Source organism: Allobosea sp. AAP35, from assembly GCF_001295925.1.
Lineage (GTDB): Bacteria > Pseudomonadota > Alphaproteobacteria > Rhizobiales > Beijerinckiaceae > Allobosea.
Genome location: NZ_LJHQ01000024.1, coordinates 29464 through 55936 on the forward strand (window position 1 = coordinate 29464; position 26473 = coordinate 55936).

19 protein-coding genes are annotated in these 26473 nt (G+C 67.4%); 9 read left to right on the plus strand and 10 right to left on the minus strand.

What is annotated here, in order from left to right:
* Nucleotides 1–50: 50 nt before the first annotated feature.
* Nucleotides 51–1505 carry a protein adenylyltransferase SelO gene (locus tag IP69_RS10060; protein ID WP_054142694.1) on the minus strand — a complete coding sequence of 485 codons (1455 nt, stop codon included), beginning with the start codon at nucleotides 1503–1505 and terminating at the stop codon, nucleotides 51–53.
* A gap of 200 nt (nucleotides 1506–1705) precedes the next feature.
* Between IP69_RS10060 and IP69_RS10065 the strand changes: the two genes are divergently transcribed.
* Nucleotides 1706–4342, plus strand: a complete 2637-nt coding sequence (locus IP69_RS10065; protein ID WP_054142695.1) for a GNAT family N-acetyltransferase — start codon at nucleotides 1706–1708, stop codon at nucleotides 4340–4342.
* A gap of 47 nt (nucleotides 4343–4389) precedes the next feature.
* On the opposite strand, the gene IP69_RS10070 is transcribed toward IP69_RS10065, so the two are convergent.
* From IP69_RS10070 to IP69_RS10090, 5 genes are all read right to left on the minus strand, one after another.
* Nucleotides 4390–6666 (minus strand): glycoside hydrolase family 31 protein, encoded by a 2277-nt coding sequence (locus tag IP69_RS10070; RefSeq protein ID WP_054142696.1) that lies wholly within the window; start codon nucleotides 6664–6666, stop codon nucleotides 4390–4392.
* A gap of 190 nt (nucleotides 6667–6856) precedes the next feature.
* Complete coding sequence (gene ugpC / locus IP69_RS10075) at nucleotides 6857–7921, minus strand: sn-glycerol-3-phosphate ABC transporter ATP-binding protein UgpC (protein WP_054142697.1); 1065 nt, start codon at nucleotides 7919–7921, stop codon at nucleotides 6857–6859.
* 2 nt (nucleotides 7922–7923) lie between these two features.
* Nucleotides 7924–8976: a carbohydrate ABC transporter permease gene (locus IP69_RS10080; RefSeq protein WP_054142698.1), complete on the minus strand. Its 1053-nt coding sequence runs from the start codon at nucleotides 8974–8976 to the stop codon at nucleotides 7924–7926.
* Nucleotides 8973–9986 carry a sugar ABC transporter permease gene (locus IP69_RS10085; RefSeq protein WP_054142699.1) on the minus strand — a complete coding sequence of 338 codons (1014 nt, stop codon included), beginning with the start codon at nucleotides 9984–9986 and terminating at the stop codon, nucleotides 8973–8975. The genes IP69_RS10080 and IP69_RS10085 overlap by 4 nt, the downstream gene beginning before the upstream one ends.
* Before the next feature lie 6 nt (nucleotides 9987–9992).
* Complete coding sequence (locus IP69_RS10090; RefSeq protein ID WP_054142700.1) at nucleotides 9993–11273, minus strand: extracellular solute-binding protein; 1281 nt, start codon at nucleotides 11271–11273, stop codon at nucleotides 9993–9995.
* A gap of 151 nt (nucleotides 11274–11424) precedes the next feature.
* Between IP69_RS10090 and IP69_RS10095 the strand changes: the two genes are divergently transcribed.
* The 7 genes from IP69_RS10095 to IP69_RS10125 all read left to right on the plus strand — a co-directional run bounded on the left by IP69_RS10095 (nucleotide 11425) and on the right by IP69_RS10125 (nucleotide 20840).
* Nucleotides 11425–12513 (plus strand): LacI family DNA-binding transcriptional regulator, encoded by a 1089-nt coding sequence (locus IP69_RS10095; RefSeq protein WP_082359204.1) that lies wholly within the window; start codon nucleotides 11425–11427, stop codon nucleotides 12511–12513.
* A 257-nt stretch (nucleotides 12514–12770) separates the two neighbouring features.
* Complete coding sequence (paoA, locus tag IP69_RS10100; protein ID WP_054142788.1) at nucleotides 12771–13430, plus strand: aldehyde dehydrogenase iron-sulfur subunit PaoA; 660 nt, start codon at nucleotides 12771–12773, stop codon at nucleotides 13428–13430.
* The gene (locus tag IP69_RS10105) at nucleotides 13427–14377 is read left to right on the plus strand and encodes a xanthine dehydrogenase family protein subunit M (protein ID WP_054142701.1); all 951 of its coding nucleotides are present in this window, start codon (nucleotides 13427–13429) and stop codon (nucleotides 14375–14377) included. The genes paoA and IP69_RS10105 overlap by 4 nt, the downstream gene beginning before the upstream one ends.
* A gap of 4 nt (nucleotides 14378–14381) precedes the next feature.
* Complete coding sequence (paoC, locus tag IP69_RS10110) at nucleotides 14382–16589, plus strand: aldehyde oxidoreductase molybdenum-binding subunit PaoC (protein ID WP_054142702.1); 2208 nt, start codon at nucleotides 14382–14384, stop codon at nucleotides 16587–16589.
* A 241-nt stretch (nucleotides 16590–16830) separates the two neighbouring features.
* On the plus strand, nucleotides 16831–17247 hold the full coding sequence (locus tag IP69_RS10115; RefSeq protein ID WP_054142703.1) for a DUF1236 domain-containing protein: 417 nt from the start codon (nucleotides 16831–16833) through the stop codon (nucleotides 17245–17247).
* 155 nt (nucleotides 17248–17402) lie between these two features.
* A complete protein-coding gene (locus IP69_RS10120; RefSeq protein ID WP_054142704.1) occupies nucleotides 17403–18680 on the plus strand; it encodes a cation:proton antiporter in 1278 nt (425 codons plus the stop codon).
* A gap of 111 nt (nucleotides 18681–18791) precedes the next feature.
* Nucleotides 18792–20840 (plus strand): cation-translocating P-type ATPase, encoded by a 2049-nt coding sequence (locus IP69_RS10125; protein ID WP_054142705.1) that lies wholly within the window; start codon nucleotides 18792–18794, stop codon nucleotides 20838–20840.
* A 58-nt stretch (nucleotides 20841–20898) separates the two neighbouring features.
* Here the strand turns inward: IP69_RS10125 and IP69_RS10130 are convergent, their stop codons facing one another.
* Both IP69_RS10130 and katG read right to left on the minus strand, forming a co-directional pair.
* Nucleotides 20899–21285 (minus strand): DUF393 domain-containing protein, encoded by a 387-nt coding sequence (locus tag IP69_RS10130; RefSeq protein WP_248306785.1) that lies wholly within the window; start codon nucleotides 21283–21285, stop codon nucleotides 20899–20901.
* A gap of 140 nt (nucleotides 21286–21425) precedes the next feature.
* Entirely contained in the window at nucleotides 21426–23597 is a 2172-nt protein-coding gene (katG, locus tag IP69_RS10135; protein ID WP_054142707.1) for a catalase/peroxidase HPI, read from the minus strand.
* 143 nt (nucleotides 23598–23740) lie between these two features.
* On the opposite strand from katG, the gene IP69_RS10140 reads away from it, so the two are divergent.
* Nucleotides 23741–24679: a hydrogen peroxide-inducible genes activator gene (locus IP69_RS10140; RefSeq protein ID WP_054142708.1), complete on the plus strand. Its 939-nt coding sequence runs from the start codon at nucleotides 23741–23743 to the stop codon at nucleotides 24677–24679.
* A 17-nt stretch (nucleotides 24680–24696) separates the two neighbouring features.
* Here IP69_RS10140 and IP69_RS10145 read toward each other — a convergent pair whose 3' ends face one another.
* Nucleotides 24697–25089 carry a DUF4149 domain-containing protein gene (locus IP69_RS10145; protein ID WP_054142709.1) on the minus strand — a complete coding sequence of 131 codons (393 nt, stop codon included), beginning with the start codon at nucleotides 25087–25089 and terminating at the stop codon, nucleotides 24697–24699.
* 67 nt (nucleotides 25090–25156) lie between these two features.
* Nucleotides 25157–26368 carry an FAD-binding domain-containing protein gene (locus IP69_RS10150; RefSeq protein ID WP_248306786.1) on the minus strand — a complete coding sequence of 404 codons (1212 nt, stop codon included), beginning with the start codon at nucleotides 26366–26368 and terminating at the stop codon, nucleotides 25157–25159.
* Nucleotides 26369–26473 lie beyond the last annotated feature (105 nt).

Sequence of the window (26473 nt, forward strand, 5' to 3'; positions counted from 1 at the left end):
GGCAAGGCCGGATTTTGACGGCGGCGAAGTCCAGGATCCATCCGGACGCCTCAGGTGCCGCAGAAGGTGCGGCGCACGCGCTCATGCGGTTGCGGTGGGGTTTCATAAGCCGCGAAGGCCGCGCGCTCCTCGAAAGGCTCGGCGAGCACGCTCATCAGCGTCTCGAACGGGCCGAAATCATCGCGCTCCTGAGCAGCCTCGATGGCCGCTGCGATGCGGTGATTGCGCGGGATATAGGCCGGGTTGACCGTCAGCAGCGACCCCTTCGCCGTGCCGGCGCCGCGGTTCCGCCACCGCGCCAGCCAGTCGGCGAGCGCGGGATCATCGCCAAGCGCCGCGCGCAGCGGTGCCTCATCGGCCAGACCTGCCTGCAGCCGGCTGAGATGGCGGAAGCTCAGGGTGAAATCGGCGCCCTGCGCACTCAGCATTCCGAGGAATTCGGCACCCAGCACGGTGTCGGCCTCGCCGTCGCCGGCGAGCCCAAGCTTGCGCGCGATGCCGGTGTCGTAAGCGGCCTGGAAGCGCGGCGCGAAGGCCTCCAGAGCCGTCTGGGCCAGCGCGACCGCCGCGTCGGTGTCCTCCGCCAAGAGCGGCAGCAGCGCCTCCGCCAGCCGCGTCAGGTTCCACAGCGCGATGCTCGGCTGATTGCCATAGGCGTAGCGTCCATGGGCATCGATCGCGCTGAAGACGGTCTCCGGATCATAGCCGTCGAGGAAGGCGCAGGGGCCGTAATCGATCGTCTCGCCGGAAATCGAGCTGTTGTCGGTGTTCATCACGCCATGGATGAAGCCGACCAGGAGCCAGCGCGCCACGAGATCGGCCTGCGCCGAGATGACCGCCTCGAGCAGGGCAAGGGTGGGATTGGCAGCCTCGGCGGCGTGGGGATAATGCCGCGCTATGGCATGGTCGGCCAATAGCCGCAGCGCCTCGATGTCCTGCCGCGCGGCGAAATACTGGAAGCTGCCGATCCGGATATGGCTGGTTGCGACCCGGGTCAGCACCGCGCCGGGCTGGATCTCCTCGCGGATCACCGGAGCACCCGTCAGAACAAAGGCGAGCGCGCGCGTCGTCTTGATGCCCAGCGCCGCCATTGCCTCGCTCACGATGTACTCTCGCATCACCGGGCCCAGTGCCGCACGGCCATCGCCGCCGCGCGAAAAGCGGGTGCGGCCGGCGCCCTTGAGCTGGATGTCGCGGCGCGTCCCGGCCCGATCGACGACCTCGCCGAGCAGGATGGCGCGGCCGTCGCCAAGCTGCGGCGAGAACTGCCCGAACTGGTGGCCGGCATAGGCGGTCGCGATCGGCGTCGAGCCCGGCGCCACCGCATTGCCCGCCAGCATGGCGACACCTTCGGGGCCTTCAAGCCAGGCCGCATCAAGACAAAGCTCGTCGGCCAGCGCTTCATTGAGCCGCACGAGGCGGGGGGCGGGAACCGGCGTCGGCGGCGTCAACGCGAAGAAGCGCTCAGGCAGCCTGGCATAGCTGTTGTCGAAGGCGATGGGCATGGCGCGTCCTGTGCACGGGGCGGCAAACCCCTCTCGTCGAAAGCCGTGGCGGCTGCAAAGGGTTCCCCGACGATGTGGGAGCCGGCTCGCGCGGCGCTTCCTCGACCATGTGGAGATCGGTTTGCACGAAGACAACGCGTCGCGGCCCACGCGGGGCGGTTGTCACATATTCCCGGCGCGCATTCTGCTAGGCTTCCGCCATGGCAACGCTCCGACTGAAACGCATGCTCGAACCGGCGACGATCGCCGTCGTGGCGCCGCCGGGATCGGCGACTGTGCCGCTGCTTCACGGCATCCAGGCGGGGGGCTATGCCGGCCGGGTCTTCGTGCTCGGCGGCACGCAGGCCGAGGGTTTCGAGCCCGCCGCCGGCCTGGACGAGCTGCCGCTGCCGGCCGACCTCGTCATCGCCCCGTTCCGGGGCGCGCTGGAGACAATCGCGGCGGCGGGTCGCCATGGCTGCGCCGGCGTCCTTATCGTCGATGGGAGCCGCGATGACGCCAGAGCCCTGTGCGAAGCGGCACGCCGCGCCGGCATCCGGCTGATCGGCCCCGATTCGATCGGGCTGGTCGCGCCCCGGCTGCAGCTGAATGCGAGTTTGGCGCCTGTTGTGCCCAGGGCCGGCAGCATCGCCCTTGTCGCGCAGTCGAACTCGATTGCCGCTGGCATTCTCGCCTGGGCCGCGCGTCGCGAGGTTGGCTTTTCCGGCGCTGTCACGCTGGGCGCCGCCGGCGATGTCGATCTCGCCGATTGCCTCGACCATTTCGGGCTGGACGGCCGCACCCGCGCGATCCTGCTGGCGCTCGACGATGTCGAGGACGCGGCGCGCTTCCTGTCATCGGCGCGGGCCGCAGCCCGGCTGAAGCCCGTGCTGGTGCTGAAGCCCTGGCGCGCCGCGGCGGCGGCAGGGTCGGAGATGGCGGCCCATACCCATGCGGGGCTGATCGTCACCTCCGACCGTGCCCATGATGCCGCCTTCCACCGCGCCGGGCTGCTGCGGGTCAACGATCTCGACGAGCTGTTCGCGGCGGCCGAGACGCTGGGGCGCACGCGGCCGCTGGCCGGCGGCCGGCTCGCGATCGTCAGCAACGGTTCGGGGCTTGCGGCCCTGGCGGCAGGGCGCCTGGCTCAGCTCGGCGGCGCGCTCGCGACCCGGATCGACCCAAGCCGCGGCTTGGACATCCGCAAGGAAGAGGCAGTGATCGAGGCCGCGACGCCTGCGGAGTATGGCGCGGCGGTTTCCAGCCTGATCGAGGATGACGGGGTCGATGCCGTGCTGGCGGTCCATGCACCGTATCTCCTGGCGGAAGCGGAGGCCTGCGCGGAGGCGGTGGTGGCGGCCGCGAAGGGCGCGCGCAGCACCAAGCCCGTGCTGGCGGCCTGGATCGGCGGCGACGAAACGATCGGCGCCCGCTTCGCAGCGGCCGGGCTGCCCTCCTTCGCGACGGGGGCCGAGGCGGTGATCGGCTTCCAGCACCTGCTGCGCCATGCCCGCCTGCAGGGCGAACTGATGGCGACGCCCCCTTCCGCAGAAGAGCGCGCCCCGCCCGACCTGGCGCAGGCGCGCGCGATCGTGTCGGGGGCCTTGGCCCAGCAGCGCGACTGGCTCGATCCCGACGAGGTCGCGGCGCTCCTGGCGATCTACCACATCCCGGAGCTGCGCCCGGTGGTGGCTGTCGATATCGAGGCGGCGCTGGCCGTGGCGCGGCCTCTGCTCGCGCGTGGCCGGCCCGTGGCGCTGAAGATCGTCTCCCCCGACATCGCCCACAAATCCGATGTCGGCGGCGTCGCGCTCGATCTGGCGACCGAGGCCGCCATCCAAGAGGCGGCGCAGACCATGCTGGCGCGGGTGCGCGCCGAGCGGCCCCAGGCGCGGATCACCGGGCTTGCGGTCCAGCCGATGGCGGAGCGCGCCAAGGCGCGCGAACTGATCGTTGGCTTTGCCACCGATCCCTGCTTCGGGCCCGTCGTCGTCTTCGGCCGGGGCGGCATCGCCGCCGAGTTGATCGACGACAGCCACGCCGCCCTGCCGCCGCTCGATCTCGGCCTGGCGAGCCGGCTGATCGCCCGCACCCGCGTCTCGCGCGTGCTTGCGGCCTATCGCGATGTGCCCGCCGCGCGGCTCGATGCGGTCGCGGCCACGCTCGTCGCCGTGGGGCAGATGGCGGTCGACCTGCCCGAGATCCGGGAACTCGATCTCAACCCGCTCCTGGCCGATGAAACCGGCGTCATCGCGGTCGATGCCCGCATCATGCTGGAACGTTCGCCGGAGAAGCGCCGTCGCCCCGCGATCCGGCCCTATCCCGGCCACTGGCGACGCGAGGTCGCGCTGCGTGGCGATGTGCGCTTCTTGCTGAGGCCGATCAGGCCGGAAGACGAGACGGCGATCGGCGCCATGCTGCGCAAGGTCACGCCCGAGGATCTGCGCTTACGCTTTTTTGCGCCGCTGAAGAGCTTCAGCCACGCCTTCCTCGCCCATCTCACCCAGCTCGATTATGCCCGCGCCATGGCGTTCGTCGCCTTTGAGCAGGCCACCGGGGAGGTGGCGGGCGTCGTGCGGCTCCATACCGAACCGGACCATGAGGAGGCCGAATACGCGATCCTGCTGCGCTCCGATCTCAAGGGCATCGGGCTGGGCTGGACCCTGATGACGCTGATCATCGAATGGGCGAAGGCCGAGGGGCTGAAGACGATCCGCAGCCAGGTGCTGGCCGAGAACACGCGCATGCTCGCGCTGTGCCGCGAACTCGGCTTCGAGATCGGCTATGATCCCGACGACATCGCGCTGCGCATCGTGACGCTGCCGGTCGAAGCGGCGGTGCTGCGCCTGCGCCGCTGACGGGGCGCGTCCCGAGGCACCGGTCAGCAGGGAGGGGCCGATCGCGATCAGGTCCCGATCTGGCGGATTGCGATTGTGTCAAAGGGCGGGAGCTTGCTGCCCTCCTGCACCATGTCAATCTCGCCGTTGCGCACCCTGAACCGGATCACCGTCCCGCCCGCGCCGCGCCAGTCGGCAGTGTCGCCGTCATCCTCGTAGAGCTCGCCGCTGGCGCCCTCGACCAGCCCGCAGACCAGGATCTCCCGCTGTTCGGAGATGCCAGCCGGGTCGCCGAGCGGGATCAACGCGCCGGCCCGCACGAAGAGCGGCAGGCGTCCGAGCGGCGCCGCGACCGTCGCGACCGCGCCGCCCTGGTGGAGCTTGCCCTCGTGCCAGTCATACCAGCCGCCCGGATGGGCCGGCAGATAGACGCTGCGCTGCGTCGAACCCTCCTCCAGCACCGGCGCGACCAGCACGTCCGGACCCAGCATGAAGGCATCGTCCACGGTCACGGCGACGGCGTCCCGCGGGAAGTCGTAGAGGAGCGGGCGGATGGCGGGCGTGCCGTCGCGGCTGGCGCGCCACATCTGCGTGTAGAGATAGGGCATCAGCCGGTAGCGCAGCGAAATCGCCTCGCGCACCTGCGGCACCATCTCCGGATGCATCCAGGGCAGGTTGACCACACCGTCGTCGTTCCAGGAGTTCATCACCATGCGCGGCCACAGGCTGCAGAACTCATTGAAACGCACGAAGAGCTCCGGCCCCGGGGTGGGACCATGGAAGCCGCCGACATCGTGGCCGATGCTGAACATCCCCGACAGGCTCATGTTGAGGCCTTGCGTCAGGTTGTAGCGCAGCGTCTTCCAGGCGGTTTCGTTGTCGCCCGACCAGGTCTGGCCGTAGCGCGAAATGCCGGCGCAGCCGCCACGCGTGATGGCATATGGCCGCTTCCCGGGTTCGCGCGCGCCTTGAGTCTCATAGGACAGCTTGGTCATCAGCAATGGCTGCGCCGGACGCGCCAGCGCCTGGCGGAAGGGCCGGCCATCGCCGTCGCAGAGTGCGTCCTCGTCCCAGATCTCGTACTCGTTGTTGTCGTTCCAGACCGTGCTGAAGCCGTGATCGAGCAGCGCGGTCTCGATGCCCTCGCGCCACCAGGCCCGGCCCTTGGGGTTCGTGTAGTCGAGATGGAAGCCGAGCCCGTCCCAGAACTGCGCGACCGCCGGCTCCCCGGTCTGGCCGTCCTTCACCAGGAAGCCGCCATCCAGCGTCTCCTGCAGACGCGGATGGTCATCGAGCAGGCAGGGCTTGAGATTGGCGACCGTCTGCATGCCGGCTTCGTTCAGCCGCTGCATCGTCGCCTTGGGGTCCGGGAACTTGTCGCGGTTCCAGTTGAAGGCGTAGCGGCGATGGCCGATCTGCGTATAGCCCGAGCCGAAATGGAACGAGTCGCAGGGGATGCGATGCGTCGCGAGCTTGCCGATGAAGTCGCTGATGCGGGCATCGGCGTCGGGCGCGTCGGCGATCGCCATGGAGGTGACGCCGAAGCCGAAGGACCACAACGGCGCGAAGGCCTGCCCGCCGGTGAGCCAGGAGAAGCGCTTGACCACGTCGGGCACGTTCGGCCCGGCCATGACGTAGTAGTCGAGATCGCCGTCATCGCCTTTCCAGGAGCGGAACAGGCCATGGTAGTTGTCCAGCGTGCAGCCGAAATCGACGCTGCCGGTCGAGAGGTTGTCGTAGAACACGCCATGCGCGCCCGCAGGCCCGTCGACGATGAAGAAGGGCAGCATCTTGTAGAGCGGGTCCGACAGCTCCGCGTCGAAGCCGCAGGGGTCGACGGCGTCGATGGCGAAACGCCGCCCGGTCCGGTCGAGCGGGCCGGCCTTGTCGCCCAGCCCGTAATGCCGCTCGGCATAATCGCGCGCCATGAAATGCGCGAGCGCGCCGGTGCGCGGCGACATCAGATAGGCCTGGGTCGTGCGGTCCTGCAGGAACGGCTTGTCCTCCCCGGCGCGAAACCAGGCGATGCCGAAGGGCGACAGCGTGACTTCGGCAGTGAGGCCGCCGGCCGACAGGACGATTTTGCCATCGCTTTCGGCCACGCTCGCCTGCGGGCAGGCGAAGCCTTCGAGGCTGTCGCGCGGCCGGCCCTCATAGGCCGGCTCCAGCCCGCCGGGGGCGATCGACCAGCCCCGGTCGAGCCGGTAGCCGCCCTGCGGCTTCAGGGTCACCCGGCCGATGTCGCCTTCGAGGATGCGTACGGTGATCGTCGCGCCGAGCCCGACATCGAACAGGGCGGCTTCGCCGTCGCGGCCGAGATAGCGGCCTTGCGTGAGGGCTTTCATGGGGTCGTCTCCGGGATCGGACTATCGTTTGGCAGCGTTGAAAGGCTGGTTCGGAAACACCCCGTCATCCTGGGCAAGCGAAGCGCGGCCCGGGATCCATCGTAGAGCAGCGACATTGCCCTATGATGGATCCCGGCCTGCGCCGCTTCGCGGCTTGTCCAGGATGACGCGGTGTTTCCGAGGAGGCGGATCAAGGCCGGATCGCCTGGCCGGTTTGGTCGAACAGGTGGAGCTGCGCCGAGGGCAGGGCGAGGAAGACGGTCTCACTGCGCTGATGCGCGCTCTGGCCGTCGAGCTTGAGCGTGATCTGCGGCAGGCCGGGCGAGGCGCCGTAGAGATAGCTTTCGCCGCCGAGCCGCTCGACGAGGTCGATCGTGAGCGGCAGGCCTTCGCCCTCGGCGAGCGCCAGATGCTCCGGGCGAACGCCGAGCGTCACGGACGCGCCGGGCGCCAGCGTGCCCGTGGCGCAGGCGATCTCATGGCCGCCCTCGCCAACGGTCACAAACCCGGCGCGCGCCACCGTACCGGGCAGTAAATTCATCCGCGGCGAGCCGATGAAGCCTGCGACGAACAGGTTGTCCGGACGGTTGTAGAGGTCGAGCGGCGTGCCGATCTGCTCGATCCGGCCGCCCTGCAACACGACGATGCGGTCGGCCAGCGTCATCGCCTCGACCTGATCGTGGGTGACATAGATCATCGTGCCGCCGAGCTCGGCATGCAGGCCAGCCAGCTCCTTGCGGGTCGCGACGCGCAGCTCCGCATCGAGATTGGAGAGCGGCTCGTCGAACAGGAAGATCTTGGGGTCGCGCACGATCGCCCGCCCGATCGCGACGCGCTGGCGCTGGCCGCCCGAGAGCGCGCGCGGCTTGCGCTCGAGATAGTCCGTGAGCTTCAGCATCGCCGCCGCGCGCCGCACGCGCTGGTCGATCTCGTCGCGCGGCAGGCCCATATTCTCGAGCGCAAAGGCCATGTTCTTGAAGACGCTCATATGCGGATAGAGCGCATAGGACTGGAACACCATGGCGAGCCCGCGCTCGGAGGCCGGCAGGCCGGTGACATCGACGCCGTCGATTGCGACCGCGCCCTCCGTCACGTCCTCCAGACCGGCGATGACGCGCAGCAGGGTGGATTTGCCGCAGCCCGAGGGGCCGACGAAGACGACGAATTCGCCATCCGCGACGGTGAGGTCGATCCCATGAAGCACATGCGTCGCGCCAAAGGATTTGCGCACACCGGAAAGGGTCAGGCCGGCCATGACTACTTCATTCCCGTATTGGCGATGCCGGTGGTGATGAACCGCTGCAGGAAGACGAAGACCAGCGCCACCGGCAGCAGCGTCACCACGGTCATCGCGAGCAGGTAGTGCCACTGCGTCTGGAGTTCGCCCTGGAAGGCGTTGAGGCCGATCTGCAGCGTGTAGGATTCGGTCTTGGTCAGCACCGCGAGCGGCCAGAGGAACTCGTTCCAGCGCCACATCACCGAGAAGATCGCCAGCACCGCCAGCGCCGGCATGGCCAGCGGCATGACGATGCGCCAGTAGATCTGCCACTCCGAGGCCTTGTCCATGCGGGCGGCCTCGATCAGGTCGCGCGGCAGGGTCAGCATGTATTGCCGCAGCAGGAACACCCCGGTCGGCGTCGCGGCGCCCGGCAGGATCACCGCCCAGAGCGAGTTCACCAGCCCCAGTTCGGTGACGACCAGATAGACCGGGACGAGGATGATGGTGATCGGGATCATCAGCGTGCCGATCACCATCAGCATCACCGTGTTCTTGCCGCGGAATTCGTAGATCGACAGAGCATAGGCCGCCATCGAGTTGATGATCAGCGTGATGATCGTCGCCACCACCGTGACGAAGACCGAATTCCACAGGAAGCGCGTGAAGGCGAAGCGCTCCAGCGGCTCGGTATAGTTCTCGGTCGCGAGCTTGAACTCCCGCACCGGGGTGCGCTTGTCGATGGCGACGCGGATGACCTCGGCCGGATTGGCGGGGTCGACCATCTGCGCCTGGATGCCGATGCGCCGGACCTGGGCGAGTACACGCGTCGATCCGTCGGGCATCGTGACTTCGAACAACGGCAACGGCTGCGCATGGCCCGCAACCACGACCTCCTGCTGCGACATCGGCAGGAGCGAGGGCGGGAATTCCAGCAGCCCGGCCTGCGTCTTGAAGGAGGACATCGCCAGCCAGAGCACCGGCCCGAACATCAGGACGACGCCAAGCGCGAGATAGGCGTAGGCCGCGACATCGGTCCAGTGCCAGCGGCCGGGTTTGCGGCGCGCGGTGGCGAGCTTGGTGACGAGGCTCATGCCGCCCCCTTGCGGTTGCTGGCCGCCAGTTGCGCCAGCGTCAGCGCGAAGAGCACGACGCCGAGCACGACGGAGGCTGCCGCCGCGAGCCCGAAATTCTGGACCTGGTTGGAGAACGCCGTCTCGTAGATATAGTGCACGACCATCAGCGTCGCGGTGCCCGGCCCGCCGCCGGTCAAAACGAAGACCTCGTCGAAGGTCTGCACGCCCTTGATCAGCGCCAGCACGATCACGACGATCATGTTGGGCCAGAGCAGCGGTAGCGTAATGCGCCAGAACACGCGCCAGCGCGGCGTCGCATCCATCTCGGCCGCCTCGTAGAGATCGGCCGGGATCGCCTGCAGGCCGGCCAGCAGGATCAGCGTGTAGAAGCCCATATGGGCCCAGACCGAGACGAAGACGATCCAGAACATCGCCCAGCTCGGATCGACCAGGAACAAGATGCGCTCGCCGCCGAGCGAGGTGATCCCCGCGTTCAGCAAGCCGTCGCGCTGCAGGATCCACTTCCAGGTCAGCGCCACCACGACGGGCGAGAGCAGGACGGGGAAGAAATACACCGCCCGGAAGAAGCCGCGCGCCCTGATGCGCATGTTGAGCACCACCGCCGTCACCAGCGAGAACAGCACCATCGCCGTCACCTGGAAGACGGTGAAGCGGGCGGTGTTGGAAACGCCGCGCCAGAAATGGTCCTCGCGGCAGGAGTTCGGATCGAGGAACGAGCCGCAATCGAACAGATAGGCATATTGCTCGCCGCCGACGAAGGGCCGCTGCGAGGGAAACAGCGCGGTCCCCCCGGTCACCGAGAACACCACGTTGATGATCAGCGGCAGGAAGACGAACAGGCCGAAGAAGACGATGTTGGGCAACAGGAAGGCATAGGCCATCTGCCGCTCGCCGATGAGGCGCTGGAGTGCGCTCATCGGCCAGTCGACGAGCCGCATCAGCAGGGACAGCGGCGCGGCGAAGAAATGTGCGGCGCCTCGCGGCGCCGCTGGTTCGGCGGAGGCCATGCGGGCTTACTTCTTGTTGCGCTCGGCGATCTGCTGCTCGATGTCCGAGGCGATGCGCTTATAGGCCTCGTCCAGCGTCGTTTCGCCCGAGATCGCCTGGCCGACCCGGCTGATCGCCGCATTGAAGATGATGCGGTTGTTGACATAGCCCTGCAGCGCGTAGGCGACGGGGGAGAGGTTCGCGACCTGGTCGGAGAAGACCTTCAGCGCCGCCTTGGCCTGGGGGCTGGCGTCCTTGTAGTCGAGGCCCTTGGCGGCGATGCCGAGATGTCCCGGCACGAACAGCGAGCGGGCATAGAACTCGCTCAGAACCGGCTCGCTGGCGAGATACTCCATCACCTTGGCGACGGCTTCCGGGTTCTTCGTCGCCTTGATCGCGACGAGGCCGGCGCCGCCCGGCATGCCGGTGCAGGCGGCCGCACCGCAGGGCGAGGGCGCCGCAACCCAGTCGAAGGCGTTGCCGACGGTCTTGTCGAACTGCGCGATCTGCCAGGAGCCGGAGACATACATCACGACCTGGGCGTTCTTGAACTCGTCATTGGCGCCGCGATAGGCCGCGCCCGAGACCGAGCCCCAGAGCTCCTTGGGCATGACGCCGTCCTTGTGCCAGTCGAAGACGCGCTGCGCCGCGCGCTTGAAGCCGTCATCGATCACCGCCGGCTCGCCCTTGGTGTCGAACAGCTTGGCGCCTTCCGAGATGGCGAGCCCGAAGAAGCGGTGGCCGGAGCGGTCCATCGCCAGCGGGAACGGCGCCTGCACCTTGGTCGCGACCGCCTTGGCGGCCTTCGCCCAGTCGTCCCAGCTCGCCTTGGCGCCGGGCATGGCGATGCCGGCCTGCTCGAACAGCGTCTTGTTGACCAGCGGGCCGGTGACGGTGAGCTGCGTCATGAAGCCGGTGATGGCCTTGTCGTCGCCGGCCGGCCGCATCCAGGGCAGGAAGGGGCCGAAATTCTTCTCCCAGTAACCGGCGTCCTTGAGATAGGGCCGCAAATCCAGCGCATAGCGGGCGACGCCGCCGAGATCGACCACGCGGGCGATGTCGGGGCCCTGGCCGGAGGCGAGCTGCACGGGCAGGTTCTCGGTGATCGCCTTGTAGGGCACCTGGTCGAGGACGACCTTGATGTCCTTGTTCTGCGTCTCGAAGCGCTTGAGCAGGTCGGAGACGACCTCGCCCTCGATGCCGTCGGAATACCAGGCGATGCGTACCGTGGTCTGGGCGAAGGCCACGCCGCTCGCCAGAAGGCCCGCCGTCAGCGCGAGCGCCGAAACCCAATGTCTGCCCTGCATCTGCGTTCTCCCTGAATGGTCTCCAGCGCTCATGGACGCCTTGGGCGGCACTAAGGCAAACGATTGCCTTGCTTGTCAACGGTCCAGATCGGCCTCATTGGTGAGGTAACGGCCGCAAGAGCCGGCGGCATTCGGGGAGATTCGGGCGGCGATGACGGGCAGGCCGGGAAGAACGTTACAGGGAGGACCGCGCAAGCACGCCGCCTCGCTCGCGACCGTAGCCAAGGATGCCGGCGTCTCGGTCGCGACCGTCTCGCGCATCGTCAACGGCAAGACCGGGCGTGCCTCGGCTGAGACCATCGCGCGCGTCGAGGAGGCGATTGCCCGGCTGAGCTATCGGCCCAATTCCGTCGGGCGGGCGCTGCGCCACCGGGCCAGTCGCGTCGTGGCGATGCTGGCGCCCAATCTCGACAATCCGGCGATGGCCGCGATCGCGGTCTCGGTCGAATCGGCCCTGCGGGATGCCGGTTACGTGATGATCCTGTGCGACACCCACGACCGCGCTGATCTCCAGGACGATTATCTGCGGGCGATGCGCGATCAGCTCGTCGCGGGCTATGTCATGGTTAGTGCGGTGCGCAGCAAGGGGCTGGAGGAGACGCTGAAGCGCGGCGATCCGACCGTCTTCGTCGCCAGGCGCAACCCGCTCGGCGGCGGCGCCTTCGTCGGCATCGACAACCGCCGGGCCGGCGCCGATGTCGCCGATTTCCTGCTCGACTGCGGCGTCGATCGTCCCGCCGTGCTGATGGCGGCGCAGAATGCGTCCAGCACCTCGGAGCGCGCAGCCGGCTTCATCGAACGGCTGATCGAGCGCGGCGTGCCCGACGACGCCATCCGCCGCGCGATCGGTCCGGGTCTCTCGCATATCGAGATCGGCTATGCCGCCGCCGGCATGCTTGTGCGCGAGGGCGGCTGGCCGCGCGGCGCGCTCTGCGTCAGCGATATGATCGCCTATGGCGCCTATCGGCTGGCGGTCGAGCATGGCGTGCCGATCCCGCAGCGCTGTCGGCTCGTCGGCGTCGACGGCAACGCGATCAACGCCTGGATCGCACCCTGGCTGACCTCGATCCGCATTCCCTATGAGAGCTTCGGCCGCCATGTGGTCGAACAGCTCACCTCGCTCTGGAGCGGCGCTGCCACCAGCGAGATCCATGTGCCGCATGAGGCGCCCACCGCCTTGGCACAGCCCGACATCTCCAACCGTCCGGCCGCCGGCGCGAGCCTCCTCAGCAAGCGTTAAAAACAGCTGGCCGAGGTTCGCCCGAACCATGGTGCCGATGACGGACGACAAGGCGTAGATGCCCGGCCACGCCTGGTGAAGATGCCGAAAATGTGAGGTGGCCTCAGGGCTGAGGTTGCCCGGACGCCTGGAACGTTTCCAAACTCTGAGTGGTTGGGGTGTCAGGCAACCGCGCAGCGCGGCGCCGCGATGACGCGCCGGACTCCGAACGGCCGGTCATCGCAGCATCGCGCGATGCGTCCAATCTCGGAGCAACCATGCAATTTCCCAGCGATCTGGCGGCAACGCGCCGTCACGTGCTGATCGGCACAGCCGCCGCGATGGCAACGACGTCATCGGGCTCGCGCCTGGCAGCCCAGACCCCTGCCAATCCCGCGGCCAGCGTGCCCAACGACCTCGCCCCGGTGATCTCGCGGATCTCTTTCGAGGTCAACGGTGCCAAGCGGGAACTCAGCCTCGACGCCCGCACCACGCTGCTCGACGCGCTGCGCGAGCATCTTCACCTGACCGGCACCAAGAAGGGCTGCGATCACGGCCAGTGCGGCGCCTGCACCGTCATCATCGACGGTCGTCGCGTCAATTCCTGCCTGACGCTCGCCGTCATGCATGAGGGCGACACGGTGACCACGATCGAGGGTCTCGGCACGCCCGACAACCTGCACCCGATGCAGGCGGCCTTCGTAAAGCATGACGGCTACCAGTGCGGCTATTGCACGCCGGGCCAGATCTGCTCGGCAGTCGGGACGCTGGAGGAGATCAAGGCCGGCATCCCCAGCCATGTCACCGCCGATCTCAATGCGGCGCCCGAAGGCACCGAAGCCGAGATCCGCGAGCGCATGAGCGGCAACATCTGCCGCTGCGGCGCCTATCCCAACATTGTCGATGCCATCACCGAAGTTTCAGGGAGGAAGGCATGAAATCCTTCACTTACGAGCGCGCCGGCTCTCCCGCCGCTGCCGCCGCTGCCGCCCTCAAGACGCCGGGTGGAAAATTCATCGCCGGGGGCACGAACCTGCTCGACCTGATGAAGCTCGAGATCGAGACGCCCCGGCATCTGATCGACGTCAACGACCTCGCTCTCGACAAAATCGAGCCGACGCAGGACGGCGGGATGCGGATCGGCGCGCTGGCGCGCAACACCGATCTTGCGGCCGATGCTCGGATCCGGCGCGATTACGGGCTGCTCTCGCGGGCCTTGCTGGCCGGCGCCTCCGGGCAGCTCCGCAACAAGGCGACGACCGCCGGCAACCTACTGCAGCGGACGCGTTGCCCGTATTTCTACGACACCAACCAGCCTTGCAACAAGCGCCAGCCAGGAAGCGGTTGCTCGGCGATCGAGGGCTACAGCCGGCAGCTGGCGATCGTCGAGACCAGCGAGGCCTGCATCGCGACGCATCCCAGCGACATGGCTATCGCGATGCGCGCGCTGGACGCGCAGATCGAGACGGTCAAGCCCGATGGTGCCACCCGCGCGATCCCGATCGCCGAGTTCTACCGTGCGCCGGGCGACACGCCCCATATCGAGACGGCGCTCGAAACCGGCGAACTGATCACGGCGGTGACCCTGCCCAAGCCGGTCGGCGGCAAGCAGATCTACAAGAAGGTGCGCGACCGCGCCTCCTACGCTTTCGCGCTGGTCTCGGTTGGCGCGATCATCCAGCAAGACGGCAGCGGCCGCGTCACCGTCGGCGGCGTTGCTCACAAGCCCTGGCGTGTCGAGGCGGCCGAGGCTCGCCTGCCCCAAGGGGCCAAGGCCGTGACGGACGGTCTCTTGGCCAATGCCCGCACCACCAAAGACAACGCATTCAAGCTCCCGCTGGTGGAGCGCACGCTCGCCGCCGTGCTTGCCGAAGCGAGGGCCTGACGCCATGAAGTTCGACACACCCGCCACCACCAACCCGATCGACCGGATGAAGGTCATCGGCCAGCCGCTGGACCGGATCGACGGGCCGCTCAAGGTCTCGGGCACCGCCCGCTACGCCTATGAGCAGCACGACGTCGCCGCCAACCAGGCCTATGGCCATATCGTCGGCGCCGCCATCGCCAAGGGGCGCATCGTCGCGATGGACCTCGATGCCGCCCGCAAGGCGCCGGGCGTGCTGTCGATCGTCACGGCCGAGAGCGCCGGCAAGCTCGACAAGGGCAAATACAACACCGCCAAGCTGCTTGGCGGGCCGGAGATCGAGCATTACCACCAGGCCGTCACGCTCGTCGTGGCGGAAAGCTTCGAGCAGGCCCGCGCCGCAGCTCAACTGGTCAAGGTGCGTTACGACGAGACCAAGGGCGCCTTCGATCTGGACGCCGCCAAGTCGGGCGCACCCGACGCCCCCTCCGACGAGGACAGCCCGACCCAGACCTCCGTCGGCGATTTCGACGGGGCCTTCGCATCCGCGCCGGTGACGCTCGACCAGAGCTATTCCACCCCCGATCAGTCGCATGCGATGATGGAGCCGCACGCCTCCATCGCGCAATGGGAGGGCGACAAGCTCACGCTCTGGACCTCCAACCAGATGATCGCCTGGAGCGTCGGCGACATGGCCAAGACGCTGGGCATCCCCAAGGAGAACATCCGACTGGTCTCGCCCTATATCGGCGGCGGTTTCGGCGGCAAGCTTTTCAACCGGGCCGATGCGCTTCTTGCGGCGTTGGGCGCCCGCGCGGCTAAGCGGCCGGTCAAGGTGGCGCTACAGCGGCCGCTGATCTTCAACAACACCACCCACCGCCCCGCCACCATCCAGCGCATCCGCATCGGCGCGACGCCCGACGGCAAAATCACCGCCATCGGGCATGAGAGCTGGTCGGGGGATCTGAAGGATGGGCAGCCGGAACTGGCGACGCAGCAGACGAAGCTGCTCTATGCCGGCGCCAACCGGATGACCTCGCTCAAGCTCGCCGTGCTCGATCTGCCGGAAGGCAATGCGATGCGTGCGCCCGGCGAAGCGCCGGGCCTGATGGCGCTTGAAATCGCCATGGATGAGATGGCCGAGAAGCTGAACATGGATCCTGTCGCGTTCCGGGTCCTCAACGACACGCAGGTCGATCCCGAGAAGCCCAAACTGCCGTTCTCGCAGCGGCATCTCGTCGAATGTCTGCGCCAGGGCGCGGAACGCTTCGGCTGGGACAAGCGCTCAGCCAAGCCTGGCACCGCGCGCGACGGCAACTGGCTGGTCGGCATGGGTGTCGCATCGGCCTTCCGCGGCAATCTGGTGATGAAGTCGGGCGCCCGCGTCACGCTCGGGAAGGACGGCGTCGTCACCGTCTTCTCCGACATGACCGATATCGGCACCGGCAGCTACACCATCATGGCGCAGACGGCAGCCGAGATGATGGGTCTGCCGATCGGCAAGGTGAAGGTCGAACTGGGCGATTCCAGCTTTCCGGCCTCGGCCGGCTCCGGCGGCCAGTGGGGCGCCAATTCGGCGACGTCTGGCGTCTACGCGGCCTGCGTCAAGCTGCGCGAGGCGGTGGTGCAGAAGCTCGGCTTCAACTCGGCCGACGCGGTGTTCGAGGACGGTGCCGTCAAGACGGGCAACCGTGCGGTTCCGCTGACACAGGCTGTCAGCGACGGCGAGATCACCGCCGAGGACACGATCGAGTTCGGCGATCTCGACAAGACCCACGCGCAGGCGACCTTCGGCGGCCATTTCGTCGAGGTCGGCGTCGATGCCGCCACCGGCGAGGTCCGCCTGCGGCGCATGCTGGCCGTCTGCTCGGCCGGCCGCATCCTCAATCCCAAATCGGCCCGCAGCCAGGTTATCGGCGCGATGACGATGGGGGCCGGCGCGGCCTTGATGGAGCACCTCGTCGTCGACAAGAGGCGCGGCTTCTTCGTCAACCACGATCTCGCCGGCTACGAAGTCCCGGTCCATGCCGACATTCCCCATCAGGAGGTCGTCTTCCTCGACGAGACCGACCCGATGTCCTCGCCGATGAAGGCCAAGGGCGTCGGCGAGCTCGGCATCTGCGGCGTCGGCGCCGCCGTCGCCAATGCGATCTACAACGCCACCGGCGTGCGCGTCCGGGATTACCCGATCACGCTCGATAAGATGATCGACCGGCTCCCCGCCGTGAGCTGAGACACGCATCGACCGGACCTTCCCGCAGCCCAGGGGGCGCGGGAAGGCCCGTTCGAACCTTCGCGCAGCCAAGAGGTTGCGGTGCAAAGCAAGTATCCGTCAAGATGAACATTTGTTCATTGTTGGCGCAGCAGCGTTGCGCCGAAATTCGGTGGGAACAAATACTATAGCCGATACGTTTTCGCTGCATGACACGGACGGAGAATTTTTCTCCGATGTGGTCAAGCGAAGGACGATCCCCATGTTCAAGCCTTTGGCTCTCGCAGCCGCGATCTTCATCATTCCCGCCGCCGTTTCCGCGCAGAACGCTCCTGCCGCCCAGGGCGGTGCCCTTAGCGGCGCTGCGACCGGTGCCGTCGGCGGCGCCATCGTCGGCGGTCCGATCGGCGCGGCTGTCGGCGGTGTCGGTGGTGCCGTCGTCGGTGCGATCATCGGTGACAACACACCGAAGTTCCAGACCTATGTCGTCCAGCAGCGGCGTCCGTCCTACACCTATGCCGAGCCGGTCGTTGTCGGCGGCGTGCTGCCCAGCAACGGTATCGAATACTACGCTGTGCCGCGCGAATACGGCGAGACCAACTATCAGTACACGGTGATCAACAACCGCACCGTGCTGGTCGATCCCGCGACGCGCCGCGTCGTTCAGGTCATCCAGTAACCGTTTTCCCGCCGGGCCGGGTCGACAGATCCGCGCCTGGCGTATCTACACCATGACGAAAGCCCGGACCGAAATCGGACCGGGCTTTCGCTGTTGCGGCGTCCCCGTCGCGTGAAACCCGGCCGGCCGAGAAGCCGTGCCGGTTGACAACCTGGATGATCAGCACGGTGGACGCCTATATTCTGTTTCTTCTGGGCTTTGGCTGTCTCGTCCTGCTGACGGCCTGGCTGCCGATGGTTCTGAGCCGCGCGCCGCTCTCGTTGCCGATCGTCTGCGTCGCGATCGGCGCTGGCCTGTTCGCCATCCCTGGCGTGTTGACGTTCGATCCGCGCCCGCAGGCACATCTGCCCCTGGTCGAGCGTTTTTCCGAGATGGTCGTGATCATCTCGCTGATGGGCGCCGGGCTCAAGCTTGACCGGCGCATTGGCTGGAAACGCTGGATCCTGACCTGGCGGCTGCTCGGCATCGCGATGCCGCTGACCATCCTCGGCCTGGCGCTGCTCGGCTACGGGCTGCTGGGGTTGGGTGTCGCCTCCGCGCTGCTGCTGGCGTCGGTTCTGGCGCCGACCGATCCGGTGCTGGCGGCCGATATCCAGGTCGGCCCGCCCAATTCCGGTGAGGATGGCGACACCCGCTTTGCCCTCACATCGGAGGCTGGGCTCAACGATGCGCTGGCCTTTCCGTTTGTCCACGCCGCCATCGCCCTGTCTCTGGTCTCGGCGAGCAGCGAGCCATGGCTCCTGCACTGGTTTTCCGTCGATGTCGTCTGGAAGCTCGCGGCAGGTCTCGCCGTCGGGGTCGTCACGGGCTATGGGCTCGGCTACCTCGTCTTCCGGCTGCCCAACACGGCGCGGCTGTCGCGCACGGGGGATGGGTTCGTCGCGCTGGGGATCACCTGCATCGCCTATGGCGGGGCCGAACTCGTCCATGGTTATGGCTTTTTGTCGGTCTTCCTTGCGGCGCTGGTGATGCGTATGCAGGAGCGCGACCACGACTACCACACGCGGCTGCACGACTTCGCCGAGGAACTCGAACGGCTGTTGATGATGGCGCTGCTGGTGGCCTTTGGCGGAGCCCTGTCGACAGGGGGGCTGCTGCAGGCGCTGGGCTGGGACGGCATCGCCTTCGGCATGCTCGCCCTTTTCGTCGTCCGGCCCTTGAGTGCCTGGATTGGACTGAACGGCGCCGTGCTGCCGGGCGACAAGAGGGCCGTGATCAGCATCTACGGCATCCGCGGCATCGGCTCGGTCTACTATCTCGCCTATGCCGCCGGTCACGGGTCCTTCGACGACGCCGATCAGATCTGGAGCGTGGTTGCCTTCATCGTGCTCGTTTCGATCGTGCTTCACGGCGCCACCGCCAGCCCGGTGATGGCCTGGCTCGATCGACGAAGGGCGGAGCGCGAAGCCGTGGCGGGGACCGATCCTGCCTGAAGCCGCGACGCATGAGGCCGGCCTGATTGTCGCGGCCGATTGAAATTAGAACTGTTCTAAACTATATGAATGGGGCCGGCGCGGCACTCCCTGCGCTCAGGATGACCCATCATGACCATCATCGTCCCGCCCGTGCCGGCCTGTCCGCAGAGCGACGCGCCCTGCACCTGCGCGCGCCCTTTCGAACGCAGCTGCTCGGCGAGCCCGGCGGAGCAGGCGAGGCGCTCGCCCGGCTGGTTCGGCGGCCGCCTGCCGCGCGCAGTCAGCCTGTTTGGTCACGATGTTCAAACCGTCGAGCTGCTGCGGGTCGCGGTCGTCGCGATCACGGCGGCGCTGGTCTGGTTCGAGATCGTGCCCCGCATCGCCGGCTGGGATGTGATCGGCATGGCAGGACTGCTGTTTGGCGCCTGGCCGATCCTGCGCGAGGCATTCGAGAACCTCAAGGCCCGGCGGATGACCATGGAACTCTCCATGTCGATCGCCATCCTGGCGGCGGCCGCGATCTCGGAATTTTTCACCGCTCTGGTCGTCACCTTCTTCGTGCTCGTCGCCGAGGAGCTCGAGAATCTCACCGTCGACCGCGGCCGGGCCGCGATCTCCGATCTGATCGACGTGATGCCGCAGGACGCCACTGTGCGCCGCGACGGCGTGATCGCCGTGGTGCCGATCGACACGATCGTCGTCGGCGACCGGGTGCTGGTGGCGCCCGGCGAGAACATCCCCGTCGATGGCGTGGTCCAGTCGGGCCAGTCTTATGTCGATCAGGCCCGCATTACCGGCGAGTCGATGCCGATCAAGCGCAGCGAGGGCGACACGGTCTTCGCGGGCTCGATCAACCAGTCGGGCGCGCTCGATATCCAGGTCGATCGCATCGGCCGCGACACCAGCTTCGGGCGCATCATCGACGCGATCGAGAACGCCGAGCAATCGCGCGCACCGGTCCAGCGCCTGGCCGACCAGCTCGCCGGCTATCTCGTCTATTTCTCCTTCGCGGCGGCGATCCTGACCTACTGGCTGACCGGCAATATTCGCGACACCATCTCGGTGATCATCGTCGCCGGCGCCTGCGGTGTCGCGGCGGGAACGCCTCTGGCCGTGCTTGGCGGCATCGGGCGCGCCGCGCGCAACGGCGCCATCATCAAGGGCGGCATGCATCTCGAAATGCTGGGCAAGATCGACACCATCGTGCTCGACAAGACCGGCACGCTGACCTTCGGCGAGCCGCGCGTCGCGGGGATCCACCCGGCGCCGGGCCGGTCGGAGGCCGATCTGGTCAGGTTCGCGGCGTCCGCCGAACTGCGCTCCGAACACCCGCTCGCCAAGGCGATCGTCGCCGAGGCCCATCGCCGCGAGATCGCGGTGCCGGAGCCCGACAGCTTCGACTATACGCTGGGGCGCGGCGTCACCGCCCAGATCGGCGAGGCCCGCGTGCTGATCGGCAGCGTCAAGCTGCTGAAAGCCGAGGGTGTCGAGGTTCCAGACGACAGGGGCGGGGACATCGTCTCCTCCGAGATCTGCGTCGCGATCGACGGGCTTTATGCCGGGGCCTTCTCCGTGGCCGATGAGGTCAGGCCAGAGGCTGCGGCCGCCATCGCCGCCCTGCATGCGATGAAGATCCGCACCATCCTCCTCACCGGAGACAATGCCCGGGTGGCGCAGAGCGTCGGTGCCAGCCTGGGGATCAACACGGTCGAGGCCGGCATGCTGCCCGAGCAGAAGCTGGAGCGCGTGCGGGCGCTGGTGGCCTCGGGCGCCCGGGTCGCCATGCTCGGCGACGGCATCAACGACGCGCCCGCATTGACGGCGGCCAGCGTCGGCATCGCGATGGGCTCGGGCACCGATGTCGCCAAGGAGAGCGCCGACATCGTGCTGCTCGCCAACGATCTTGGACGTCTCGTCGAGACCGTCGCGCTCGCCAAGCAAACGCGCGGCGTGATCTGGCAGAACTTTGCCGGCACGATCGCGGTCGATGCCATCGGCATCGCGCTGGCCGCCTTCGGCTTCCTGAACCCGCTATTTGCAGCCTTCATCCATGTCTCGTCGGAGCTGATCTTCATCTCCAACTCGGCCCGCTTGCTGCCGGCTGCCGACAAGATCAAGCTGCCCGGGAAGGCCGCGGCTGCGAAGACGAACGCCCTCGCAGGCGGCGCGCAGGGCTGATGGGCCGATCGTGCCTGGCCCGACACCCGGCCATGCGGCTGGCTGACAATGCCGACGATCAGGACCGCGAGGGCGTTCCCGTCTCGCGATCGCGGACCCAGCGCTGCAGGGCAGGGCGGTAACGCAGGAAGCGGACATAAAGCCATTCCAGCGCCGCGCCGACATGGCGGTTGCGCGCAGCCAGCCCGAACGGCCGCAGGATCGGAATCGCCCGCCACATCGCCGCGAAGGCGGCGGCGCCCGACAAAAGCTTGCCGTTTTCCTCCGCATGGAAGCGCGCCAGCAGCGCGCCGCGATCGATCGGGCAGCTGGTGTCATCGGAGGTCACGTCGAGAAAGGTGATGGCGCCGTTGCGGTCCAGCCGCCTCATCGCCGCGATCTCGCGCCGGCAAAGCGGGCAGTTGCCATCATACCAAACAGTGGGACCGGTCATGGACGAAGACATGGGCCCTCAGTGCCGACCCGGCAAGCGAGGCCGACGCCGCAGGGCCTCTTGTCGCAGGTGTCGAAAAACAAGCCGTCCCGGCGCCAGGGACGGCGCCGGGACGATTGAGGAGCGCCGAGGCGCCCCGTCGAGACGTGGTCTCAGTTCAGGTCGAAACGGCCGGCATTCATCACCTTGACCCATGCCGCCACGAAATCGGCCACGAACTTCGCCTTGGCGTCGTCCTGGGCATAGACCTCGGCATAGGCGCGCAGCACCGAATTCGAGCCGAAGACAAGATCGACCCGGGTCGCGGTCCACTTCACCGTGCCGCTCTGGCGCTCGACGATGTGGTAGAGGTTCTTGCCGACGGGCTCCCAGCGATAGGCCATGTCGGTCAGCGCGACGAAGAAGTCCGTCGTCAACGCGCCGACCCGGTCGGTGAACACGCCATGCGCGGTGCCGTTGTGGTTGGCGCCGAGAACGCGCAGACCGCCGACCAGCACCGTCATCTCATGAGCCGTCAGGCCCAAAAGCTGGGCGCGGTCGAGCAGCAGCTCTTCGGGGCTGACCGCGTAGTCTTTCTTCAACCAGTTGCGGAAGCCGTCGGCGACCGGCTCCATCACCTCGAAGGAGCTGGCATCGGTCTGCTCGGGCGTGGCATCGCCACGGCCGGTCGCGAAGGGCACGCTGATCTCGACGCCGGCCGCCTTGGCCGCCTGTTCGACGCCGTATGACCCGGCAAGGACGATCACGTCGGCGACGCTCGCGCCGGTCTCCGCCGCGATGCCTTCCAGCACGCCCAGAACCCGGGCGAGCTTTGCCGGCTCGTTACCCTCCCAGTCCTTCTGCGGGGCAAGGCGGATGCGCGCGCCATCGGCGCCGCCGCGCAGGTCCGAGCCGCGGAAGGTCCGCGCGCTGTCCCAGGCGGTGGAGACCATCTCGGCGATCGACAGACCCGATGCTGCGATCTTCGCCTTGACGGCGGCGACGTCGTAGTCGCGTCGCCCGGGGGTGACCGGATCCTGCCAGATCAGCTCCTCGCTCGGCACTTCCGGGCCGAAATAGCGGATCTTCGGGCCCATGTCGCGATGGGTCAGCTTGAACCAGGCCCGGGCGAAGGTGTCGGAGAAATAGGCATGGTCGCGGCTGAAGCGTTCGCAGATTTCCCGATAGGCCGGGTCCATCTTCATCGCCATGTCGGCATCGGTCATGATCGGCATGACGCGGATCGAGGGATCCTCGACATCGACAGGCATATCTTCTTCGCGGATGTCGATCGGCATCCACTGGAAGGCCCCGGCTGGCGAGGTCTTCAACTCCCACTCATAGCCGAACAGCAGATCGAAATAGCCATTGTCCCACTTGGTCGGATGAGTGGTCCAGGCGCCTTCGAGGCCCGAGGTCACGGTATCGCGCCCGATGGCGCGGGTGCTGTGGTTCATCCAGCCGAAGCCCTGCTCGGCGATGTCGGCGCCCTCGGGCGCGGGGCCCAGCAGCGCGGCATTGCCATTGCCATGGGTCTTGCCGACGGTGTGGCCGCCTGCGGTGAGCGCGGCGGTCTCCTCATCGTTCATCGCCATGCGCGCGAAGGTCTCGCGGACATGGGCCGCCGTCATCAGCGGATCGGGCACGCCGTTCACGCCCTGCGGGTTGACGTAGATCAGGCCCATCTGCACGGCGGCCAGCGGGTTCTCCATCGTCGAGGCGTCCATGAGATCGCCATAGCGGCTGTCGGACGGCGCCAGCCACTCCGTCTCCGCGCCCCAATAGATGTCCTTCTCCGGGTGCCAGATATCCTCGCGCCCGAACCCGAAGCCGAAGGTCTTCAGGCCCATCGACTCATAGGCGACGTTGCCGGCGAGCAGGATCAGATCGGCCCAGCTGACCTGGTTGCCGTACTTCTTCTTGATCGGCCAGAGCAGGCGGCGCGCCTTGTCGAGATTGGCGTTGTCGGGCCAGGAGTTCAGCGGCGAGAAGCGCTGGTTGCCGGTGCCGCCGCCGCCGCGGCCATCGGCCAGGCGGTAGGAGCCTGCCGCATGCCAGGCCATGCGGATGAAGAGGCCGCCATAATGGCCCCAATCGGCTGGCCACCAGGGCTGGCTGTCGGTCATCAGCGCGTTGAGATCGGCCTTCAGCGCCGGGACGTCGAGCGTCTTCAGCGCCTCGCGATAATTGAAGCCCTTCAGCGGGTTGGTCTTGCTGTCATGCTGGTGCAGGATGTCGAGATTGAGCGCGTTGGGCCACCAGTTCATGGTCCTGCCGTCGGTCTTCGTCACCGCGCCATGCATCACCGGGCACTGGCCCTTGGGTGTCACGTTGATACCGTCCATCACTTTTCCCCGCGCTGTTGATCAAAAGGCTGAAGCGCTCGGCGGCTGAAAGCCGGCTCGGATCGCTCAGTTCGATCGTGTTCTAGCACGCCGATTCGATAAAAATAATTTTGAATTTATAATCATTCTGATAAGTCAGGCCTATGATAGGCATCTCGATCAAGCATTTGCGCTATTTCGATGCGCTGGCGCGCCAGGGCCATTTCGGCCGTGCCGCAGAGGCCTGTTCGATCTCCCAGCCGGCCTTGTCGCTCCAGATCAAGGAGCTCGAGGAAATTCTCGGTGCCAAGCTGGTCGAGCGCAGCTCCAAGCAGATCCGTCTCACCATGCTGGGGGAGGCCTTCGCGCTGCGCGGGCGCGACATTCTGCAGGCGGTCGAGGAACTGACCGATCTCGCCAGGGCCTCGCGCGGCCCCCTCGCCGGGCGCCTGCGGATCGGGGTCATCCCCACCGTCGCGCCCTATCTGCTGCCCCGGCTGATCAAGGAACTGGTCGCACGCTATCCCGGCATCGAGTTGCATCCGCGCGAGGCGCTGACCCGGATCCTGCTGGAGGACCTCGTCGGCGGGCGGCTCGATGCCGCCATCGTCGCTCTGCCCATCACGGAACCCTCATTGGCCAGCTTCATCCTGTTCGAGGAAGAGTTCGTGCTGGTGCGCCCGCGCGACGATGCCGCCAAACCGGTGCCGAGCCCCAGCATGCTGCGCGAAATGCGGCTTCTGCTGCTGGAGGAGGGCCATTGCTTTCGCGAGCAGGCGCTCGAGATCTGCAGCATTTCCTCGTTGGCGCCACGCGCGCTGATGGAGGGCAGTTCCCTGTCGACGCTCGTGCAGATGGTCGGCGCCGGGATCGGGGTGACGCTGATTCCGGAAATGGCGATGCCGGTTGAAATTCGGGGTGCGGCCGTCTGCGTCGCCCGGCTCGACGCGCCGCGTCCCACCCGCATGATCGGCATGGTCTGGCGCAAGACCAACCCGCTCGCCGACCAGCTGATGGAAATCGCCGAGATGGTGCGTCGCGTCGGGCTCCTGGCGCTGGAGGATGCCGATAGCGCGTTCGGTCCGGCGCCGATCGCACCTTGACCTCAGCCGCTGCGGCTTCAGACGAAGCGGCTGAGGACGAAGCCAGTCAAAGCGATATGGGCCAGGGTGATGGCAACCGAAGCCCCGTGCAAGATCTTGAAGCGGCTCTTGTCGCCGGCATCGGTCGCAGCGTTGATCGCGGGCATCAGCAGTTGGCGGGTCGGGATCGTCGAGACGGCGATGGCGGCGAGCCAGGCCGCAGACGCCCCATCGCTGGTCCAGACCAGCGCCGCCGCAAGCGCCGATGTCGCGATGACGAACAGATAGAAATGCGGAAAGGCGCGCCGCAGCACCCGGCCGGCCTCATCCGCCGAGAGCGTGGCAAACAGGATCGCCGCGAACCCGAACGAAAACAGCACCATGCCGCCAAACAACAGCGCGACGGTCAGAAGGGCGGCGGTCTGCATCATCGAACCTTGCGCTGGAGGAGGGGAGACGCTTCAGCCCAGCCACATCGAACAAGACGACGAAGCGACATCACTGGCATCGCAGCCGCCCGAGGATCTGGGGAATCTGCTGCTTGACCTTGAAGAAGCCGGCACTCGCATGCGGCCAGATCAGGCCATCCCATTCGCGCCGAAATTCGCACAGCGCGATGCTGCGGGCCGCCAGCAGCGGCTGGGCCTGAGCCAGGAAATCATGCAACGGGCCCTGCGTGACGTAAGGCGTCGCGATCTGGCGTGCGCCGGACCGCGCCGCCCATGTGACCAGATTGTCGGGCGCATCGGCCTGCAGGGAATCCACGGCGAGCCCGACGCGTGCGGCCGCATCGTCGAGCGCCCGGGCCTCGAAAGCCGCGACCGCATCCGACACCGGCAGGGGCGAACGCAGATGGCTCGCGCTAAGCGTGGCGCAGGCGCGGATGTCGAGGCCGGCGAGATTGAAATCTTCCAGCCGGCAGTCCTCCTCGGTGATCAGAAGCGCCGTCGGCAGGCCCGGCTCCGGTGCCCGGACGCTGCGCGCGGCCTGCGCCGGCGGCAGGCCGTCGGGCTCCTGCGCCTCGAGGCCCTGCGTGACCTCGGCCAGATCACTGTCGCGCGGTGTGAAACGCTGGCCGGTGAACTTGGCGATGTTCCAGGCCTGCGCCGGATAGGGCTTGCCGCGCGTGTGCAGCCCGGCGACCCAGCGCCAGCCCAGCGTGTTCGAGGCGGGGTCGCCATCGAGCAGATGCCGGTAGAAGAAATCCGCGCCCAGCCGCCAGGGCAGACCCAGCGTGAAAATCCAGATCGAGGCGAACCACATCCGCGCATGATTGTGCAGATAGCCGGTCTCGGTCAGTTCCTGCGCCCAGGCGTCGAAACACGCCAGGCCCGTGCGCCCCTCTTCCGCCTCGGAAACCCGACGCCGCAACCGGCGATCGGCATCGAGCACGGCGAGGTCGGCCTCAAGGCCCGTGACATAGGCGCTCCAGATCGACGGGCGCCGCTCCAGCCAGCCCTTGAAATAGCCGCGCCAGAGCACCTCCTCGACGAATTTCTCCGCCTCCTCGGGGCCATGCGCGGCGATCGCGGCCGACACCAGCTCGGCCTCGGTCACGAGCCGGCGCCGGATATAGGGCGAAAGCCGCGAGACCGCGTCGTGACGCCCGGGGCCATGATCGAAATTGCGACCATTGGCATAGCGGCGGCCCATGCGGGGCACGAACTCGGCCAGCATCGCCAGGCCGGTTTCACGGGTTGCCATCGGCATGGGCATGATCTCAGCGCATCGTCTCTCGGCTTTCGCGAGAGCTACGCGCAAACCGCGCCGATTCAACCTGCTGCGACGCTATGACCGCAACACCTGTGCCCAGAC